The sequence below is a fragment of the Moritella sp. 28 genome, from assembly GCF_018219435.1.
In the GTDB taxonomy this organism is placed as follows: Bacteria; Pseudomonadota; Gammaproteobacteria; order Enterobacterales; family Moritellaceae; genus Moritella.
Window position 1 is genome coordinate 617,515 of the sequence record NZ_CP056121.1, and the last position, 21,505, is coordinate 639,019.

General features: G+C 40.9%; 12 protein-coding genes, 2 tRNA genes and 2 rRNA genes. 14 read left to right on the forward strand and 2 right to left on the reverse strand.

The window, feature by feature from the left end; translation table 11 throughout:
* The first annotated feature begins 195 nt into the window (after positions 1-195).
* From HWV02_RS02880 to HWV02_RS02910, 7 genes are all read left to right on the forward strand, one after another.
* Positions 196-3,086 (forward strand): 23S ribosomal RNA (locus tag HWV02_RS02880).
* Between the two features lie 140 nt (positions 3,087-3,226).
* A 5S ribosomal RNA gene (gene rrf, locus HWV02_RS02885) occupies positions 3,227-3,342 on the forward strand.
* Positions 3,343-3,413: 71 nt separating this feature from the next.
* Positions 3,414-3,489 (forward strand) — tRNA-Trp (locus tag HWV02_RS02890).
* 77 nt (positions 3,490-3,566) lie between these two features.
* Positions 3,567-3,642: transfer RNA gene (locus HWV02_RS02895), tRNA-Trp, on the forward strand.
* Positions 3,643-3,676: 34 nt separating this feature from the next.
* Positions 3,677-4,078, forward strand: a complete 402-nt coding sequence (locus HWV02_RS02900) for a DNA polymerase III subunit psi (RefSeq protein ID WP_211678378.1) — start codon at positions 3,677-3,679, stop codon at positions 4,076-4,078.
* An 11-nt stretch (positions 4,079-4,089) separates the two neighbouring features.
* Positions 4,090-4,530, forward strand: a complete 441-nt coding sequence (gene rimI, locus HWV02_RS02905) for a ribosomal protein S18-alanine N-acetyltransferase (RefSeq protein WP_211689648.1) — start codon at positions 4,090-4,092, stop codon at positions 4,528-4,530.
* A gap of 155 nt (positions 4,531-4,685) precedes the next feature.
* A complete protein-coding gene (locus tag HWV02_RS02910; protein WP_211689649.1) occupies positions 4,686-6,473 on the forward strand; it encodes a long-chain fatty acid--CoA ligase in 1,788 nt (595 codons plus the stop codon).
* Positions 6,474-6,567: 94 nt separating this feature from the next.
* Here the strand turns inward: HWV02_RS02910 and HWV02_RS02915 are convergent, their stop codons facing one another.
* Positions 6,568-7,485, reverse strand: a complete 918-nt coding sequence (locus tag HWV02_RS02915; protein WP_211679976.1) for a manganese-dependent inorganic pyrophosphatase — start codon at positions 7,483-7,485, stop codon at positions 6,568-6,570.
* 318 nt (positions 7,486-7,803) lie between these two features.
* Here HWV02_RS02915 and dauA point away from each other — a divergent pair, with 318 nt between their 5' ends.
* From dauA to HWV02_RS02935, 4 genes are all read left to right on the forward strand, one after another.
* Positions 7,804-9,528 (forward strand): C4-dicarboxylic acid transporter DauA, encoded by a 1,725-nt coding sequence (gene dauA, locus HWV02_RS02920; protein WP_211689650.1) that lies wholly within the window; start codon positions 7,804-7,806, stop codon positions 9,526-9,528.
* An 80-nt stretch (positions 9,529-9,608) separates the two neighbouring features.
* Positions 9,609-11,195, forward strand: a complete 1,587-nt coding sequence (gene prfC / locus HWV02_RS02925; RefSeq protein WP_211678382.1) for a peptide chain release factor 3 — start codon at positions 9,609-9,611, stop codon at positions 11,193-11,195.
* 343 nt (positions 11,196-11,538) lie between these two features.
* Positions 11,539-13,395 (forward strand): DEAD/DEAH box helicase, encoded by a 1,857-nt coding sequence (locus tag HWV02_RS02930; protein ID WP_211678383.1) that lies wholly within the window; start codon positions 11,539-11,541, stop codon positions 13,393-13,395.
* A gap of 170 nt (positions 13,396-13,565) precedes the next feature.
* Positions 13,566-15,632 (forward strand): S9 family peptidase, encoded by a 2,067-nt coding sequence (locus HWV02_RS02935; RefSeq protein ID WP_211679979.1) that lies wholly within the window; start codon positions 13,566-13,568, stop codon positions 15,630-15,632.
* A gap of 80 nt (positions 15,633-15,712) precedes the next feature.
* Here HWV02_RS02935 and HWV02_RS02940 read toward each other — a convergent pair whose 3' ends face one another.
* The gene (locus tag HWV02_RS02940; RefSeq protein ID WP_211689651.1) at positions 15,713-16,744 is read right to left on the reverse strand and encodes a GGDEF domain-containing protein; all 1,032 of its coding nucleotides are present in this window, start codon (positions 16,742-16,744) and stop codon (positions 15,713-15,715) included.
* A 121-nt stretch (positions 16,745-16,865) separates the two neighbouring features.
* Between HWV02_RS02940 and HWV02_RS02945 the strand changes: the two genes are divergently transcribed.
* The 3 genes from HWV02_RS02945 to HWV02_RS02955 all read left to right on the forward strand — a co-directional run bounded on the left by HWV02_RS02945 (position 16,866) and on the right by HWV02_RS02955 (position 20,957).
* Positions 16,866-17,633: a TatD family hydrolase gene (locus tag HWV02_RS02945; RefSeq protein WP_211689652.1), complete on the forward strand. Its 768-nt coding sequence runs from the start codon at positions 16,866-16,868 to the stop codon at positions 17,631-17,633.
* Between the two features lie 219 nt (positions 17,634-17,852).
* Positions 17,853-19,076: a NupC/NupG family nucleoside CNT transporter gene (locus HWV02_RS02950; protein WP_211689653.1), complete on the forward strand. Its 1,224-nt coding sequence runs from the start codon at positions 17,853-17,855 to the stop codon at positions 19,074-19,076.
* A gap of 657 nt (positions 19,077-19,733) precedes the next feature.
* On the forward strand, positions 19,734-20,957 hold the full coding sequence (locus HWV02_RS02955; protein WP_211689654.1) for a NupC/NupG family nucleoside CNT transporter: 1,224 nt from the start codon (positions 19,734-19,736) through the stop codon (positions 20,955-20,957).
* The last annotated feature ends 548 nt before the right edge of the window (positions 20,958-21,505 follow it).

Consider the following 21,505-nt stretch of genomic DNA (forward strand, 5'->3'; position numbering starts at 1 on the left):
CTAAGCAGTTTAATGCTTATCTTTGCTTTTTAGCAAATTGCTCTTTAAAAATTTGGAAAGCTGAATAAATAAAGAAGTTCTTAAAACACGTTATTACTTCGGTAATAACAATATAGTGTTCTTGAGTATTCTTGAGGCGAAAAAAACTAGATAATACCTAGTTATTTCAATTGTACGGTCGACTTTAGATTGTATGGTTAAGTGACTAAGCGTATACGGTGGATGCCTAGGCAGTCAGAGGCGATGAAGGACGTGTTAATCTGCGTTAAGCTGTGGGGAGTTGATAAAAAGCGTTAATCCACAGATTTCCGAATGGGGGAACCCACTCTACTTTGTAGAGTATCGTAACGTGAATACATAGCGTTACGAAGCGAACCGGGAGAACTGAAACATCTAAGTACCCCGAGGAAAAGAAATCAATAGAGATACCCTTAGTAGCGGCGAGCGAACGGGGTCTAGCCCTTAAGCAGTTTGGAAGTTAGTGGAAGATTCTGGAAAGTTTCACGATACAGGGTGATAGTCCCGTACATGAAAACGACCTTACTGTGAAATCGAGTAGGACGGCACACGTGATATGCTGTTTGAATATGGGAGGACCATCTTCCAAGGCTAAATACTACTGACTGACCGATAGTGAACCAGTACCGTGAGGGAAAGGCGAAAAGAACCCCTGTGAGGGGAGTGAAATAGAACCTGAAACCGTATACGTACAAGCAGTGGGAGCAGACTTGTTCTGTGACTGCGTACCTTTTGTATAATGGGTCAACGACTTAATTTCAGTAGCAAGGTTAAGCGAATAGCGGAGCCGTAGGGAAACCGAGTGTTAACTGCGCGAATAGTTGCTGGGATTAGACCCGAAACCCGGTGATCTAGCCATGGGCAGGTTGAAGGTTGAGTAACATCAACTGGAGGACCGAACCGACTAATGTTGAAAAATTAGCGGATGACTTGTGGCTGGGGGTGAAAGGCCAATCAAACCGGGAGATAGCTGGTTCTCCTCGAAAGCTATTTAGGTAGCGCCTCGCGTCTAACTATTGGGGGTAGAGCACTGTTAAGGCTAGGGGGTCATCCCGACTTACCAACCCTTTGCAAACTCCGAATACCAATAAGTTCAATCGCGGGAGACACACGGCGGGTGCTAACGTCCGTCGTGGAAAGGGAAACAACCCAGACCGTCAGCTAAGGTCCCAAAGTGTATGTTAAGTGGGAAACGATGTGGAAAGGCTCAGACAGCCAGGAAGTTGGCTTAGAAGCAGCCATCTTTTAAAGAAAGCGTAATAGCTCACTGGTCGAGTCGGTCTGCGCGGAAGATTTAACGGGGCTAAACATACCACCGAAGCTACGGATGCAAGACTTGTTCTTGCATGGTAGAGGAGCGTTCTGTAAGCCGTCGAAGGTGAGTTGAGAAGCTTGCTGGAGGTATCAGAAGTGCGAATGTTGACATGAGTAACGATAATGGGGGTGAAAAACCTCCACGCCGAAAGACCAAGGGTTCCTGTCCAACGTTAATCGGGGCAGGGTGAGTCGACCCCTAAGGCGAGGCCGAAAGGCGTAGTCGATGGGAAACAGGTTAATATTCCTGTACTCACTTATATTGCGATGGGGTGACGGAGAAGGTTAGGCTAGCATGGCGATGGTTGTCCATGTTTAAGGTTGTAGGCTGTGTGCTTAGGTAAATCCGGGCGCACATTAGGCTGAGAGCTGATGACGAGTCTCTACGGAGATGAAGTAGTTGATACCCGGCTTCCAGGAAAAACCTCTAAGCTTCAGATATAAGAGAATCGTACCCCAAACCGACACAGGTGGTTAGGTAGAGAATACTAAGGCGCTTGAGAGAACTCGGGTGAAGGAACTAGGCAAAATGGTACCGTAACTTCGGGAGAAGGTACGCCGATGATGGTGAAGGACTTGCTCCGTAAGCTATTGTCGGTCGCAGAGAAATGGTGGCTGCAACTGTTTATTAAAAACACAGCACTGTGCAAAATCGAAAGATGACGTATACGGTGTGACGCCTGCCCGGTGCCGGAAGGTTAATTGATTGGGTTAGACTTAGGTCGAAGCTCATGATCGAAGCCCCGGTAAACGGCGGCCGTAACTATAACGGTCCTAAGGTAGCGAAATTCCTTGTCGGGTAAGTTCCGACCTGCACGAATGGCGTAATGATGGCCACGCTGTCTCCACCCGAGACTCAGTGAAATTGAAATCGCTGTTAAGATGCAGTGTACCCGCGGCTAGACGGAAAGACCCCGTGAACCTTTACTATAGCTTGGCACTGAACATTGAACCTACATGTGTAGGATAGGTGGGAGACGTTGAAGCATTGTCGCTAGATGATGTGGAGTCAACCTTGAAATACCACCCTTGTACGTTTGATGTTCTAACGTAGGCCCCTTATCGGGGTTGCGGACAGTGTCTGGTGGGTAGTTTGACTGGGGCGGTCTCCTCCCAAAGAGTAACGGAGGAGCACGAAGGTTGGCTAAACATGGTTGGACATCATGTGGTTAGTGCAAAGGCATAAGCCAGCTTAACTGCGAGACAGACACGTCGAGCAGGTACGAAAGTAGGTCTTAGTGATCCGGTGGTTCTGAATGGAAGGGCCATCGCTCAACGGATAAAAGGTACTCCGGGGATAACAGGCTGATACCGCCCAAGAGTTCATATCGACGGCGGTGTTTGGCACCTCGATGTCGGCTCATCACATCCTGGGGCTGAAGTTGGTCCCAAGGGTATGGCTGTTCGCCATTTAAAGTGGTACGCGAGCTGGGTTTAGAACGTCGTGAGACAGTTCGGTCCCTATCTGCCGTGGGCGTTTGAGAATTGAGAGGAGCTGCTCCTAGTACGAGAGGACCGGAGTGGACGAACCACTGGTGTTCGGGTTGTTATGCCAATAGCATTGCCCGGTAGCTAAGTTCGGAACTGATAACCGCTGAAAGCATCTAAGCGGGAAGCAGGCCTCGAGATGAGTTCTCACTGGGACTTTAAGTCCCCTGAAGGGCCGTTGGAGACTACAACGTTGATAGGCAAGGTGTGTAAGTGCTGTGAGGCATTGAGCTAACTTGTACTAATTACCCGTGAGGCTTAACCATACAAACTGAAGTATGATTAATTGAAATACGACTTAAGAATTGATTGAACACTACTATTTATCGAAAGATAGGTTTTAAAGACTTCTTTATTTATAGCTTTTCAGATTTTAAAGATACAACTTGAAAGCAAACCAAATTTGCTTGGTGACCATAGTGTTGCGGTACCACCTGATCCCATTCCGAACTCAGTAGTGAAACGTAATAACGCCGATGGTAGTGTGGGGCTTCCCCATGTGAGAGTAGGGCATCGCCAAGCGCCAATTACTATTTATTTAGACCTAGTCTGAGTAAATATTGTTTATGACGTAGTCTTAAACAGACAGTTTTAGGGGTGTAGCTCCAACGGCAGAGCAGCGGATTCCAAATCCGCGTGATGGGAGTTCGAATCTCTCCACCCCTGCCAATTTTATAATTACTATCAAATCAAAGAAACAGATTTAACTTTAATGATAAATTAAGTTATAATCCTGTTCATCTTGTAGGGGTGTAGCTCCAACGGCAGAGCAGCGGATTCCAAATCCGCGTGATGGGAGTTCGAATCTCTCCACCCCTGCCACTTTCTTCTGTAAATCTTCAGATATGGTTATCCAATGAGTAATTTTTCACGTTATTACTTGCAGCAAATGGGTATCACATTATGGCAATGTCATAAGCCTGAACAATTTCCTCATCTTGCTAGCCAGGCCGAAAAAAAGCCATTACCTAAGCATTGCCAAATTCTGATTATCGCCAATGATAAACTTACACCGCACAGTCAATTTATCAAACAAGTCTTGCGTACATTACAGCTTGAACTCAATCAAAGCCATATCATTACTGAAGATGAGTTAAAGTATTATTACCAAACTCCGAAATGGATTTGGACTATCGGTTGTAAACAATCAGATCTTGCTGCAAAACAGCAACTATCATCACCTCATTTAGATGTACTGTTGCATTCTGCTCAAGCGAAAAAGCAGCTTTGGCAACAAATCGTCAGTTATATGCAATAACGAGTCTTTTAATGCCAAAAATCATTCCACTAACACCTGAACATTTACCTTTAATCCAACAAATTGAAACTGCGAGCCATGCATTTCCTTGGTCGGATAAAGTCTTAGCCAGTAATTTCGGCGCTCGATACTTTAATTTCTTATTGATAAAAGATGAGCAAATTTTAGGTTATTACTTCGCGAGTCAAGTAGCTGGAGAAGGAAGTTTGCTCAATATTGCGGTAGCCCCTGCACATCAAGGCAAGGGTTACGGAAAGCTACTTATTAATCATCTTATCCAACAATGTCAACAGCAAGCTCTGTTTCAATTATGGTTAGAAGTTCGTGAGTCGAACCATGCAGCTTATCAGTTGTATTTAAATATTGGTTTTAATGAAGTTGATCGTCGTTTTGGCTATTATCCTGCGGCAACGGGTAGAGAAGATGCCATTATGATGTGCTACATTGTCTAAAACAAGACAGGGTGATTCTTTCGTGTTTTTGTCATTGAGGAAGGCAATTGCTTATATACTTATTCCTGATTAATGATTACTATCCGTGACATATTATGCGTTAATTCTATTTATGGATGATCGTTAATGCTATTTATGGATAATCAGAGTAACTAATGAGCCAACACTTAGTAAACAGTTTTAGATCTAAATTTGCTGCACGTAAAGCAACAACGGCAATTCGCTTTCAAGAAAATGGTGAATGGAAAGATATTACTTGGTCTGCGCTACTGGATAACTCAGACCGCGTTGCGAAAGCATTACTATTTCTTGGTTGTGACGTTCAAACCAAAGTCGGTATCTTTGCAAACAATCGCCCTGAGTGGAGCTTTGCCGATTTAGGTATTCTAGCTGCGCGTTGTGTGACGGTTCCTATTTATCCAACCAATACCACAGAGCAAACGCGCTATATTATTAATAATGCAGATATCGATTATTTATTCGTTGGCGGACAAGAACAGTTTGATAAAGCGCTTGAGCTGTTAATAAGCAATGACTTAAAGCTGGTTGTTGCACTGACGGATACAATCGATTTAAGAGGCGCATCGAATGCTATGTACTTCTCTGAATTTATTCAGCAAGGTGATGGAGCCGCTGACGCTGAGTTTGAACAGCGACTGACTGATACGAGTATGGATGACTTAGTTACCCTTATTTATACGTCAGGTACGACAGGGCAGCCAAAAGGTGTGATGTTAGATTACACTAACTTTGCAGCCGCTTTCAGTAGTCATGATCAAATGATTGATGTTTCGGGAATCGATACCTCAATTGCGTTCTTACCATTAAGCCATGTGCTTGAGCGTAGTTGGTCTTTTTACCTGATGCATTGTGGTGCGCAAAATGTGCATCTCGAAAATCCAAAACTGATTATTGATGTTATCGCAGAAGTTAAGCCTACGCTGTTTGTCGCTGTACCGCGTTTATATGAAAAAATATACAGTACCATTCATAGTCGATTAGAATCAGCATCCCCAGTGAAAAAAGAGTTGTTTGGCTGGGCGACTAACGTTGCTTTAGCACATTTCAAGCTTATTCAAAGCAATCAGCAGCCATCATCATTATTATCGATTCAGTATAAACTCGCTGATAAGCTTATTTTTTCTAAATTGCGCGGTATTTTCGGTGGTAACACACGTTTTTTACCTTGTGGCGGTGCGAAAGTTGATCCTGACATAAATATATTTTTCCAATCCATCGGTATTGAACTGCAAGCTGGCTACGGTATGACTGAGACAACTGCGACAGTATGCTGCCATCGTGGTACCGGGTATGATTTTGGTTCCATTGGTCTACCACTGCCAGATATGGAAGTGAAAATCGGTGATGATAACGAAATATTAGTGCGTGGTGATACGGTCATGAAGGGCTATTACAAAATGCCTGAGGAAACTGAAAAGAACTTTATTGATGGTTGGTTGAAAACCGGTGATGCGGGTAAAATATTAGCTAATGGTGAAGTCGTGATGACCGAGCGTATTAAAGAGTTAATGAAAACATCGAATGGAAAATATATTGCACCGCAGTTGGTTGAAGGTACCTTAAGTAAAGACCACTTTATTGATCAGGTTGCGATTGTTGCAGATTCTCGCCATTTTGTTAGCGCGTTAATCGTGCCATCATTCGAAGCCTTAGAAGAATATGCAAACTCGATTAACCTGCAATTCTCAAGTAAAGCGGAGCTATTACGCCATAGTCATATTGTGACTATGTTTGAGAAACGAGTGCAAAATTTACAAAGTGAGTTAGCTAACTTTGAAAAAGTAAAAAAATTCAAACTACTTAGTCGTGAATTTTGTATGAAAAAAGGTGAGATAACCCCAACACTGAAATTACGTCGTAAAGTGATTGAAAGTGAATATAAGAAAGACATTGATGACATGTATAAAAGCGATAAAAAATAATTGTTTGTACGTATAGAAAAGGGAGCTAATTAGCTCCCTTTTTACATTCACATTTACAGTTTTTTATTAGAGGTAATAAGTGGTCGATTAAGACTTACTTAAATTTAGTCTGTAATGGTGGTAATACTTGTTTTTTACGGCTTACAACATTTGGTAGGTCGATAAGTTCACCGACGAATGTACCACCTAGCGTTTCTGCTACTAACTCACCTTCTTCACTTTCGATTAACGCGATAGAGTTTAGGTTGGTAATATCAGTCAGTAATACTAATGCAGTGTGGTAACCGTGTTCTGCTTTATATTTAACGAGCTCAGCTTGTAGTTCTTCTTTACGTGCTAGTGCAGAGTCAACATTGGTGATTTCTATTTGTGCAATTGAGAAGTCTTTTTCGCCAATGGTATAAACTTTAAGGTCACGTAAAATGAGTTCTTCAGAAGGAATTGCTGCAATATCGGATTTCGCTGCGAATTGTGCTGTAACGAATGCATCAATATCATCAATACCTGCAATTTTTGCAATCTCGTGTGCTGCATCGATATCGATTTGCGTACATGTAGGTGAGTTGAAATGAACAGTGTCACTTAAGATTGCACCTAACATCATCACTGCCACTTTTTGGTCTATTTCGATGTTATGGATCTTATACATGTTGTAAACAATCGTGTTTGAACAACCGCAAGGCCAGATCCATGCTTCAAGTGGTTCATCTGTTTCGAAGTCACCTAGCTTGTGATGATCAACGATACCGCGAATTTTAGCTTGGCGTGCATCTTTTGGAGCTTGGTTAAAATCTGAGTAATCAATGATCCAAACTTCTTCATCTGCGATTGATGTTCGAATTTCAGGGCACGCTAGTCCTGCTTGTTCAAGCAAGAAAAGACCTTCTGCATTTGGTTCGCCTTGCATGATTGGTGTTACTGTTTTGCCATCGCGTTTTGTTAAAAATGCAGATAGAGAGATTGAGCCTGCTAAGCTGTCACAATCAGGGTTTGTGTGTCCTAGTACTAACATCATTGCTTCCAAATTAATTATAGGTTTATGGATTAACGAACATAATAGTGATCTCGGTTAAGCTGTGCAACCTAATCTGCTAAATCACAGCATTATTTAGCTCAGTTAGAGATCGCTATTGACCGTTTATTATTCATTACTTAAGTATAACATTGGATTTTTAATGTGAGCATTACAACAAATTAAGGTAATTAGTCGGTAATTCTGATATGAATCAAGCAAACAACTTTTTTGTTGCCAAATGATGTAGCCTTGATTGTATCTGCTGCAAAGAAGATTATAATTGCGTGATCTAACTAACAGTTTAAGGCATATAGAATGCAACAAAGGGCTCATCTTTTTTCGTTACGTATTGCACATGCTTTACGTGAGTCGATTAACCGTAATGGTTATAACTCGACTAAATTCGGAAAAGATTTATTAGCGGGTATTACCGTTGGTATTATTGCCATTCCCTTAGCAATGGCACTTGCGATTGCCTGCGGTGTTGCACCTCAATATGGCCTTTATACCGCGATTATTGGTGGTATTGTGATTGCAATATCAGGTGGAAGTCGTTACAGCATTTCTGGTCCAACGGCTGCTTTTGTTGTTATCTTGTATCCGATTGTCCAGCAATATGGTTTTGGAGGCTTGTTATTGGCGACGATAATGTCTGGATTGATCTTGGTGATCATGGCGATATTGCGTCTTGGCCGCTTTATTGAATATATTCCAGAAGCGGTGACCTTAGGTTTTACTGCTGGTATCGCGGTCGTGATTGCGACATTACAGTTCAACGATATTTTGGGTCTACCGATTGAGAGTTTGCCTGATCACGATTGGGATAAACTTGCATCATCAGTGAGTGCATTACCTGAGTTACACTTACCCAGTTTTACGGTCGCCATATTTACGCTTGTTATAATGCTAATTTGGCCAAAATTTAAAACAGTTATCCCAGCACATCTACCTGCCGTTATTTTTGGCAGTTTATTCGCACTTGTATTAAATAATATGGGGATGGAAATTGCGACTATTGGTAGTCGTTTTCATTACTTATTGCCTGATGGCAGTCAAGGTGCAGGGATCCCCCCTTACTTACCTACTTTCGACTGGCCTTGGTTACAAGCCGGAGTTAATGGTCAAGCGTTAGTATTAAGTTGGACGTTACTGTCTGATTTATTACCTGCTGCGTTTGCTATTGCCATGTTAGGGGCAATTGAATCATTATTGTGTGCTGTGGTACTTGATGGCATGACAGGTAAACGTCATAGTGCTAATAGTGAATTACTGGGCCAAGGTATTGGTAATATCGTGGTGCCTTTTTTTGGTGGTATTACCGCAACAGCGGCTATTGCACGTTCTGCTGCTAATGTTAAAGCCGGCGCGCAAACACCGATATCAGCCGTTATCCATGGTTTAGTTGTGTTGGCGAGTTTAGTGTTATTTGCACCATTATTCGCTTATTTACCTATGCCTTCGATGGCGGTGTTATTATTAGTTGTCGCTTGGAATATGAGTGAAGCGGGCAAAGTGTTACATTTATTAAAGACTGCGCCGAAAAGTGATCTTTGGGTTTTTGCTATTTGTTTTTCGTTTACCATCTTGTTCGATATGGTTTTGGCTATTACTGCGGGTATTTTGTTGGCGGCCGTATTGTTCATGAAAGAAATAGCTGAAATGGTTAAAGTAACTGATATTACCAATAATAAACGCATCGTAGCGGCTGATATTCCAGCCGGTTGGCGCGTATTTAAAATCAATGGGCCGTTATTTTTTGCTGCAGCGGATCGCGTGTTTTCTGAATTGGCAGTTAAAACTACAGACGTTGATGGTCTAGTACTTTACCTTGAGGCTGTACCGTTACTTGATGCTGGCGGACTCGCTGCAATGGATCAATTTATTAATCAGTGTAAGATCTACAATACTCAAGTTATATTTTGTGATCTGCAATTCCAACCCTTAAAAACCTTGGCGAGAGCAGGCGTGCAGCCTATTGGTGGTGTGACTTCTTTTAGCCCGACATTACATGAAGCATTACGTGATATAGCGAACTATTAATTGCAGGTCTTCCTTGTGTCTCATCGCAATTTCAGCGAAAATAGCGCTCATTAGATTTAACCCAATGAGAAGACTCATTCATGTCAAATAGCCTTATTGAGCAAGAGGTGTCGAAAAGACGTACTTTTGCGATTATCTCGCATCCCGATGCTGGTAAAACAACAATCACTGAAAAAGTATTGTTATTCGGAAACGCATTACAAAAAGCCGGTACTGTGAAAGGTAAGAAATCGGGTCAGCATGCTAAGTCTGACTGGATGGAAATGGAAAAAGAACGTGGTATCTCGGTAACAACGTCAGTAATGCAGTTCCCATATCATGACCACCTCATTAATTTACTTGATACCCCTGGACATGAAGATTTCTCGGAAGATACCTACCGTACCTTAACTGCGGTTGACTCATGTCTAATGGTCATTGATTCGGCAAAAGGTGTAGAAGCACGTACTGTTAAATTGATGGAAGTAACACGCCTACGTGATACGCCAATTATTACCTTCATGAATAAAATTGACCGTGATATTCGCGATCCAATTGATTTGATGGATGAAGTTGAAGAAGTATTAAAAATTGCATGTGCACCCATTACTTGGCCGATCGGCATGGGTAAAGAACTAAAAGGTGTTTATCATATTTTACGTGACGAAGTGATCATATATAACATCGGTCAGGGTCATATGATCCAAGACAGTCGTGTGATTAAAGGTATTAATAACCCTGAACTTGACGACGCAATTGGCGATTACGCTGAGCAATTACGTGAAGAAATGGAACTTGTTGAAGCTGCTGCGAATAAATTTGATTATGAGCTATTCATGGCTGGCGAATTAACACCAGTATATTTTGGTACTGCACTCGGTAACTTTGGTGTTGATCATGTACTTGATGGTTTAGCTGAGTGGGCACCAAAGCCGCAACCGCGTATAACAGATGCACGAACTGTTGAACCAGATGATGAAAACTTCTCTGGTTTCGTCTTTAAGATCCAAGCAAACATGGACCCAAAACACCGTGACCGAATTGCTTTCATGCGTGTTTGCTCTGGCAAATATAGCAAAGGCATGAAGATGAAGCATGTGCGTTTAAATAAAGACGTCAGCATTTCTGATGCGGTAACCTTCATGGCGGGTGATCGTACTCAAACTGAAGAAGCATACCCTGGTGATATTATTGGTCTACATAATCATGGTACGATCCAAATTGGTGATACATTTACCCAAGGTGAATTACTCAAATTCACCGGTATTCCTAACTTTGCGCCAGAAATGTTCCGCCGTATTCGTTTAAAAGATCCACTAAAGCAAAAGCAATTGCAAAAAGGTCTGATCCAGCTATCTGAAGAAGGTGCTGTACAGGTTTTCCGTCCACAACGCTCAAACGATTTAATCGTGGGTGCGGTTGGTGTGCTGCAGTTTGACGTGGTGGTTCATCGTTTACGCACCGAATATAAAGTAGATGCTATCTATGAAGGCATCAGCGTTGCGACAGCACGCTGGGTTGATTGTAAAGACCCGCGCAAGCTAGAAGAATTCAAGAAGAAAGCGTGGGACAATATTGCATTAGATGGTGGTGATAACTTAACGTATATTGCCCCGACTATGGTTAATTTACGTCTAGCACAAGAACGTTATCCAGATGTTGTATTCCGTGAGACGCGTGAACACTAATTATATAACTTAGTTAAATAAGCATAAAGCCTTACCTCTAAAGAGGTGAGGCTTTTTTTTGTTATAATTTATGATTGTAATAGCCTTTCATTCGCAAGTTTTAAGTGATTGATTTATAGAAAAACTTTTTTTGTTTTTGAGTATTTTTTAATTTTGTGTGATTTAGCTCGCATATATCCGGATTTTTTTTAAAAAATGATGTACACTACGTCAGCCTTTTTATGTGGCTTCGCTCGTTAAGAGAGTTTGAGCAAAAGACCACTAATTTTGCGCACGAAATACAACATGTGGAGCTATAATTGATATAGCTTTATTCAAAGACCCGTCTACCTGAGGCCCGTGAATGTCTGATACATCACCCGTACAATTTACTGATTTAAATTTACCTGAACCAATTTTAAAAGCGTTGAATGATCTAGGTTATGAAACACCTTCACCAATTCAAGCTGAATGTATTCCGTTACTACAGGATGGTGGTGATGTGCTAGGTATGGCACAGACTGGTACGGGTAAAACAGCTGCGTTTGCATTACCATTATTGAGTCGTGTTGATACGTCACTGACTAAACCACAGATATTGGTATTAGCACCAACTCGTGAGTTAGCGATTCAAGTTGCTGAAGCATTCCAAGCATACTCACGTCATATGCGTGGATTCCATGTGCTACCTATCTACGGTGGTCAAAGCTACCCGATTCAGTTAAAAGCACTGAAACGCAACCCACAAGTGATTGTTGGTACTCCTGGCCGTGTGATAGATCACATTAACCGTGGTACGCTTGATCTTTCTGGTATTAAAGCACTAGTACTTGATGAAGCAGATGAAATGCTACGCATGGGCTTTATTGATGATGTAGAATCAATTCTGTCTAAAACACCTGAGAAGCGTCAAATGGCGTTATTCTCTGCAACTATGCCTGAAGAAATTCGTCGTATTACGAAACGTTTTATGACTGAACCAAAATCAGTTAAAATTGCAGCTAAAACATCAACTGTTGAAAACATTGAACAAAAATGTTTAATCATTGGTGGTTTACAAGCAAAACTTGACGGCCTAACACGTATTCTTGAAACTGAAGACTACGATGGTGTGATCATCTTTGCTCGTACTAAGACAATGACTGTTGAACTTGCTGAGAAATTAGAAGCTCGCGGTTACTCTGCTGCGGCACTAAACGGTGATTTAAACCAAGCAATGCGTGAGCGCACTGTAAGCCGTTTGAAAAATGGCCAATTAGATATCGTAATCGCGACTGATGTTGCTGCACGTGGTCTTGACGTTCCTCGTATTGACCTAGTAGTTAACTACGATATCCCAACGGATACAGAATCATACGTTCACCGTATTGGTCGTACAGGCCGTGCTGGACGTAAAGGTACTGCAATCCTATTTGCTGCACCACGCGAACGTCGTTTATTAAAAGCGATCGAACGTGCTACACGTCAGCCATTAACTATGATGGATCTACCTTCACGTGATGATGTGACGAAAAAACGTATTGCATCATTCCGTGATCAGTTATCTACACTTTCTTCTAGTGAAGAAAACCTAGATTTCTACAAAAACTTAGTTGGTCAACTTTCTGAAGAGTTAGAACTAAGCGAATTAGATCTTGCATCTGCGTTATTATTCATGGCTCAGAAAGAAAAACCATTAGTATTACCACCAGAAGCACCGCGTCGTGAACGTAGCTTCCGTGATGATGACCGTGGTGATCGTGGCCGTGATCGCAACGACCGTGGCGACCGCCGTGATCGTGGTGACCGTCCTGAACGTGGTGACCGTCCTGAACGTCGTCCAGCTGCAGAAATGGAAGTTTTCCGTATTGAAGTTGGTCGTGCAGATGGTGTTCAAGTTAAGAATATTGTTGGCGCTATTGCTAATGAAGCGAATATCAACAGCCGTAACATCGGTGGTATCCGTCTACATGATGACTACTCAACAATTGAATTACCAAAAGGTATGCCAAGCGAGCAGTTACAACAACTACAACAAGTTTATGTTTGTAACAAAGCATTACGCATGAGCAAACTTGAAGGTGTTGCAGCAGAAGGTCGTCAAGAACGTAGCCGTCCACCACGTGATAACGATCGTCCTGCACGTGATGGTCATCGTGGCCAACGCCGTGATTCTAACGGTGGCGAACGTCGTGAGTCTAACGGTGGTGAACGTCGTCCACGTCGTCCACGTCGTGACTAATTTTAGCTAGTTAATAGTTAAATATATGAAAAGGAGCGCTTGCGCTCCTTTTTTGCATCTGGGATATTAGTACTCATCATATTACATAAATATTTAATGTAATTAGTACTTATGCATTAATAGATAAGTAACACTCTTTCAGTTAATTTATAGGATTTTTTCTTGTGAAAATGGATCTCTCTACCACTGCGCCAGTTGCGATGAAGCAAGCGCACTCAATGACAATTCATCAGCATACTCGTCAAGACGACTATTTTTGGTTACGTGACGATGAACGTAAAAACAAACAAGTTTTAAACTATTTAGAACAAGAAAATGACTATACGAAAGCGGTTTTATCGCCATTAGCTTCATTACAAACAGAACTTTATGATGAGATGGTTGCGCGGGTAAAACAAGAAGATGCATCAGTGCCTTATTTGAAGAAAGGCTATTGGTATCAAACCTGTTTTTCGAAAGGTAAGGAATATCCAGTGTATAGCTGGCGCAAGGATAATACCGATGCCGAATGGCTGGTATTACTTGATGCTAATGAACGTGCTAAAGATCATCAGTATTATCAGCTAGGTGAACTAGCGATAAGTCCAAATCATCAGGTATTAGCTTTTTCTGAAGATACGGTTAGTCGACGCCAATATCGTTTACGTTTCCTTAATCTTGATACCGGTGAAGCATACCCAGAAGAAATTGAAGATATCGAATCTGTGGTGTGGGCAAATGACAGTAAAACGCTATTCTATGTAAAAAAACATCCGACGACGTTATTACCTTATCAAGTTTATCGTCATCAACTCGGTACTGACATTAGTGCAGATGTGCTGGTATATGAAGAATCAGATGATACTTTCTATACGGATATCTACAAATCGACTTCTGATGATTACATCATGTTGTCGCTAAGTAGCACCATGACAAGTGAAGTTCATGTGTTATCAGCAGATAATCCGACTGAGGCATTTACGTTACTGCGTGGGCGTGAACGAGGTCATGAATATAGTGTCGATCATTACCGCCAGCAGTTTTACATTCGCAGTAATAAAACAGGTAAGAATTTCGCTTTGATGTCCGCGACCTTGACGACGGTGGCAGATACTCAGCAATGGCAAACCATTATTCCTGCACGTGATGATGTGCTATTAGAAAGTTATGAACTATTCCGAGATTGGCTAGTTGTTGAAGAGCGTGAGCAAGGTTTAACGTTTTTAAGACAAATTAATTGGCAGACAAAGACCGATATCATCATTAAATTTGACGATCCAACCTATACGGCATGGCTTGGCACAAATCCAGATCCTGATACCGACAAATTGCGTTATGGCTACTCGAGTTTAACAACACCAACCTCAACGTATCAGTTAAATCTTGATAGTGGAGAACGCGAAATATTAAAACAGCAAACCGTTGTTGGTGATTTCTGTGCGCAAGATTACCAGAGTGAACGCGTTTGGATTGTTGCTGAAGATGGCGTTAAGATCCCGGTGTCCTTAGTATATAAAACAGCACTGTTTTCGAAGAGTAATGTTAATCCAATATTGCAATATGCTTATGGTTCTTATGGTTCGAGTATCGACCCTTACTTTAGTGCCTCGCTATTAACGCTACTTGATCGTGGTTTTGTTTATGCCATTGCACATATTCGTGGTGGTGAAGAATTAGGCCGTCATTGGTATGAAGATGGTAAGCTACTCAATAAAATGAATACCTTTACGGATTTCACAGCTGTAACCAAGGGTTTAGTCGAACAAGGTTATGCCGACCCTAAACGTGTTTATGCTATGGGTGGCTCTGCAGGTGGTCTATTGATGGGGACTGTGATTAATATTGCGCCGGAGTTATATCATGGTGTGGTTGCTGCTGTTCCATTTGTTGATGTCGTGAGTACCATGCTTGATGAATCTATTCCATTGACAACAGGTGAGTATGACGAGTGGGGTAATCCGAACGACGCTGAGTTTTATCATTATATGCTGTCATACAGTCCTTATGATCAAGTGACAGCACAGGCTTATCCTAACTTATTGGTAACGACCGGATTACATGATTCACAAGTGCAATATTGGGAACCGGCAAAGTGGGTTGCGAAATTGCGTGAATTAAAAACAGATGCGAATGTATTGTTATTACATACGGATATGGAGACCGGGCACGGCGGTAAATCAGGACGTTTCCAGCATTACCATGATACCGCTAAAGAATATGCTTTCATGCTTGATTTAGCTAAGTGTACAGCGCTGTAAAATAAATAAAGGGCAAGTTATCTAAGCTATATCTTGTTGGCTAGGATACTTGCTCTTAATAATCAAATCAGGATATGTCGCTAGCGTGGTAAGGGCATTACTCGATTGCGACCAAGACGTTTTGCTTCATACAATTGCAGATCCGCGCGGGTCAAAATATCATGGCTGGTATCTCGGGGTTTATTTTCACTTACACCAATTGATACGGTAATGTTATCAACGACTTTACCAGAGCGCTTATCACGAATGCTTAGGCGTTCAATGGCACGGCGAATTGATTCCGCATTTTGACGAGCAATAGTAAAGTTTTTGTTTGGGAAGATCAGCACAAATTCTTCGCCACCATAACGGAATACTTGTTCACCTTCTTGACAGCTATCTGAGATACGTTTCGCAATGGCTTTTAATACTTGATCTCCGAGTTGGTGGCCAAAATCATCATTAAAGGTTTTGAAGTTATCAATATCGACCATTAAGATTGAAAAAGTGCGGTTTAAACTTGGGTTACTGCAAAAGGTTTCAATCTCTTTACTAAATATCCGGCGGTTGAGTAGGCCAGTTAAGCTATCATGCATGGCATCATGCTGTGTTTCTAATAATGTTTCACGTAACTGTGCAATCTCAGCTTGTGCTTCGTGTAATTGGCTTTTGAAATGACGCGTTGATGAACGTACATCGTGAGATTCTTTTACCAGTTCCCGTACCGCGGATAATGTTTTCTCAATCGAAAAGCCATCTTCTTCAACACTTGATAATTCGTTCAAACATTTATTCAACATCCGATCAAATTCATTGGTATCATTGAGTGTATCGTGCAGTGAGCTGCTTAATTCATTGGTCATCGAATCAAGTTCGGTACGTAATTGAGTAATTTCTTGCTCACGCTTATCAACAATAAAGCGTTGATACAGTTCTTCACTCGCCGCAGGGGTACAAGTACCGTGTTGGGCAATTTTATCATCGAGATGTTTTTGTAATGCACTATTATTATCTGAAACATAGTGATACCACAGCGCGTAGTTTGTTGGTGTTGTTGGGATTTGATACTGGATCATCAGCGGCATGGCTTTTTTTAAATATTGAGCAGATAGAGCAAATAGTTTTTTAGACATGCATGGTTCCATAAAGGTGCTTAATTAATGATAACCTTGCTATTAAATCAAATTATGCAACAAGTTACACTATCTCTTTATTTCACTGTTTGGGTGAATAATCAAAAAGGCGACGTATTTAGTGATAGAACTCATCGATAGCCATTGCCATTTAGACTTTGTGGATTTTAATACCGACTTGATGGCGGTATTAGATCGCGCGAGAGATAAGGGCGTGAGACATTTTTTAGTACCTGGTACTGGCGCTAAAAATTGGCAGGCAGTATTGGCCCTAGCCAACCAGCATGAGGGGGTTTATCCAGCGTTAGGTATTCACCCGTATTTTCTGGCCGATTTTGATTATAGCCATTTGCAATTGCTTGGTGCACATTTAGCGGCAGAAAAGGGAATTGTTGCTGTCGGCGAGTTTGGGCTTGATAAAGCGGTCGGTTTTCCGTTCGAACAACAATTGCAGATTTGTAAGCAACAACTATTGCTCGCTAAACATTATGATTTGCCGGTTATTTTACATTGCCGTAAAGCACACAACGAATTGATTCAGTTATTACAACTGGTGAAGTTACCACGTGGTGGCGTACTCCATGGCTTTAGTGGTAGCAGTCAATTGGGGATGCAATATATAAAACTTGGGTTTAAATTAGGTATTGGTGGGGTGATTACATATCCAAGAGCAATAAAAACCAGGCAAGCGGTCAGTGAATTGCCGTTAACCTCGTTATTGTTAGAAACGGACTCGCCAGATATGCCTATATTGGGTTATCAAGGGCAGCGAAATGAGCCGGCTAACATTACAGAAGTGTTACAAACACTTACAAAACTACGGCGAGAGACGGAAGAATTAATTGCTAAAGCTAGCTTTAGTTCATTTGTTGAGCTATTTTTGTCGTGAAAACGCCCTTTTTGAAAAAAAACCAACTTTTTTGAAACTATTTTGAGAGGTCTGATCTCAAGCACTTAACAAGTGGCTAATAACAGTTATAATCTCGCCAATTGTTATAATCAATGATTAAATTGTAAATTTACTATTAATTACAATTTAATTGACTATTTTGGTTATGACGTAAATAAACAAAAACACTTCTGAAGCGAAACTTGGAGATTATTCCTGATGAATTTTGTAATGGGTATTGTAGGCGTATTTGTCCTACTCGGTCTAGCGGTTCTGTTATCTGATAACAGAAAAGCAATTAACCTTCGCACTGTGGGTGGCGCATTTGCTATCCAGGTTGCCGTTGGTGCCTTTATTTTATATTTTCCTCCGGGCAAAGAGTTACTACAAGGTCTCTCTACTGGTGTAGCAAACGTAATTGCTTATGGTAATGAAGGTATTCAATTCTTATTTGGTGACTTAGCGAAATTCAAACTTGGTTTCATCTTTGCGTTTAACGTATTACCAGTAATCGTTTTCTTCTCATCACTAATCGCTGTTTTATACTATATAGGTGTAATGAGCGTGGTAATTAACTTTATTGGTGGTGGCTTACAGAAGTTATTAGGTACCAGTCGTTCAGAATCACTTTCTGCAACTGCAAATATCTTTGTTGGTCAAACTGAAGCGCCACTTGTCGTGCGTCCGTTCATTAAATCAATGACTAAATCAGAGCTATTTGCGGTAATGGTTGGTGGTCTTGCTTCTATCGCTGGTTCAGTACTAGCGGGTTATGCGGGTCTTGGTATTAAGATTGAGTACTTGGTTGCTGCGTCATTCATGGCGGCTCCGGGTGGTCTATTAATGGCTAAAATCATTAAACCAGAAACAGAAACACCAAAAATTACACTTGATGATCTCGATGATAGCGAAGATGAAAAACCAGCTAACGTACTAGACGCTGCAGCTGCAGGTGCATCTTCAGGTATGATGCTTGCGCTTAACGTTGGTGCAATGTTAATTGCATTCGTTGGTCTAATTGCATTAGCAAACGGTATCACAGGTGGTATCGGTGCTTGGTTCGATATGCCAGAATTAACAATCCAAATGATCTTGGGTTGGATCTTCTCTCCACTTGCATTCGTTATTGGTGTGCCATGGAACGAAGCGATTGCTGCTGGTAGCTTCATCGGTCAAAAACTGGTAGTGAATGAATTTGTTGCTTTCCTAGATTTCGTTAACTACATTAAAAACAACGAGCTATCTGATCATACACAAATAATCATCTCATTTGCATTATGTGGTTTTGCTAACTTCTCATCTATCGCCATCTTACTTGGTGGTTTAGGTAGCTTAGCACCAACACGCCGTGCAGACATTGCAAGCATGGGCCTGAAAGCAGTACTTGCTGCTTCTTTAGCTAACTTAATGAGTGCTGCATTAGCGGGTCTATTCTTAGTTTAATGTACTGATAATTTATAAGCTGTATTGATGACGGCTATAAAATAGAAATGCCCCCAAATTGTTTAAGTCACAGTTTGGGGGCATTTTTTTGTCTGTATAAATCAAATGTTCATCACTAAATCATAACCAAACAGTATATAAATGAGACACTTAGACACGTATGTAGATTGTGCTATATGTATTTTCTCATAGTGAGATATAGGTCGATTCTGAGGGGATCTATCGCTTGATTTTATCAGTACTGAGAGTAACCTCAAATGAGTAGTTTTAGCTGAACGTACATGAAGTACTTTTGGTATGCTTCGTTTAATATAACTGACTATTTACACTTTAGATCTAGGTGATAGGCAATTGTATTAGCGCGGTTATACGGATGTTTATTGATCATTATATCAAGTCTTCACGGAACCAAGTCCGCATAGTTATTCTTAATGGATATTTATCTTAAAGATAGTTATGTCGATAGTCCGATTTGTGCTTATTACAAGATAAGTATGGATCACTTATACGTCATCGATTTACCTTAGGTTTTAATCTTCGGTTAAGCATTTCTTTATTTGAATTATTCCAGAATAGCTACCGCCAGTAATTAATTTTAATTACTGCGATTTCACTATTGGTTTATAAAAATTTCAATAAATTTGGAGATTATTCCTGATGAATTTTGTAATGGGTATTGTAGGCGTATTTGTCCTACTCGGTCTAGCGGTTCTGTTATCTGATAACAGAAAAGCAATTAACCTTCGCACTGTGGGTGGCGCATTTGCTATCCAGGTTGCCGTTGGTGCCTTTATTTTATATTTTCCTCCGGGCAAAGAGTTACTACAAGGTCTCTCTACTGGTGTAGCAAACGTAATTGCTTATGGTAATGAAGGTATTCAATTCTTATTTGGTGACTTAGCGAAATTCAAACTTGGTTTCATCTTTGCGTTTAACGTATTACCAGTAATCGTTTTCTTCTCATCACTAATCGCTGTTTTATACTATATAGGTGTAATGAGCGTGGTAATTAACTTTATTGGTGGTGGCTTACAGAAGTTATTAGGTACCAGTCGTTCAGAATCACTTTCTGCAACTGCAAATATCTTTGTTGGTCAAACTGAAGCGCCACTTGTCGTGCGTCCGTTCATTAAATCAATGACTAAATCAGAGCTATTTGCGGTAATGGTTGGTGGTCTTGCTTCTATCGCTGGTTCAGTACTAGCGGGTTATGCGGGTCTTGGTATTAAGATTGAGTACTTGGTTGCTGCGTCATTCATGGCGGCTCCGGGTGGTCTATTAATGGCTAAAATCATTAAACCAGAAACAGAAACACCAAAAATTACACTTGATGATCTCGATGATAGCGAAGATGAAAAACCAGCTAACGTACTAGACGCTGCAGCTGCAGGTGCATCTTCAGGTATGATGCTTGCGCTTAACGTTGGTGCAATGTTAATTGCATTCGTTGGTCTAATTGCATTAGCAAACGGTATCACAGGTGGTATCGGTGCTTGGTTCGATATGCCAGAACTAACAATCCAAATGATCTTGGGTTGGATCTTCTCTCCACTTGCATTCGTTATTGGTGTGCCATGGAACGAAGCGATTGCTGCTGGTAGCTTCATCGGTCAAAAACTGGTAGTGAATGAATTTGTTGCTTTCCTAGATTTCGTTAACTACATTAAAAACAACGAGCTATCTGATCATACACAAATCATCATCTCATTTGCATTATGTGGTTTTGCTAACTTCTCATCTATCGCCATCTTACTTGGTGGTTTAGGTAGCTTAGCACCAACACGCCGTGCAGACATTGCAAGCATGGGTCTAAAAGCGGTACTTGCAGCTTCTCTCGCTAACTTAATGAGTGCAGCATTAGCGGGTCTATTCCTCACTTAATATAACCTCGCTCTTCCTCTGTTTTTATAGCAGGGGATAACGAATATATACCCTCAAACTGTATTGATTAACGGTTTGAGGGTATTTTTTTGCCTGAAAAACCAGCAATGTAATAATTCATTATTCGATAAAATAACGAGCTTACATAGCCATACATTTAATATATTGTTTTATTGTCGTTTATTTGCTCGTAGTGAGAAGTAGGTCGGTTATGATGGCATTTATTTCTTGATTTCTTTGTCACTTAGCGTAGATTTAGTAATGTAATTTAACTGATCGTACATGATGTACTTTTGGTGTTTTTCGTTCAATATAGCTTGTTTTTTTTACCTTAATTAAAGGTTGGAGAAGCTGTATTAGCGCGGTTATAGGGATATTAATTGATAGTCATATCAAGTCTTCACGGAACCAAGTCCGCATAGTTATTCTTCATGGATATTTATCTTAAAGATAGTTATGTCGATAGTTAGATTAATACATATATTAATACTTATATTGATAGAAAATATTAATCGTTATACGTCATCTATTTACTTTAAGCCATTAGC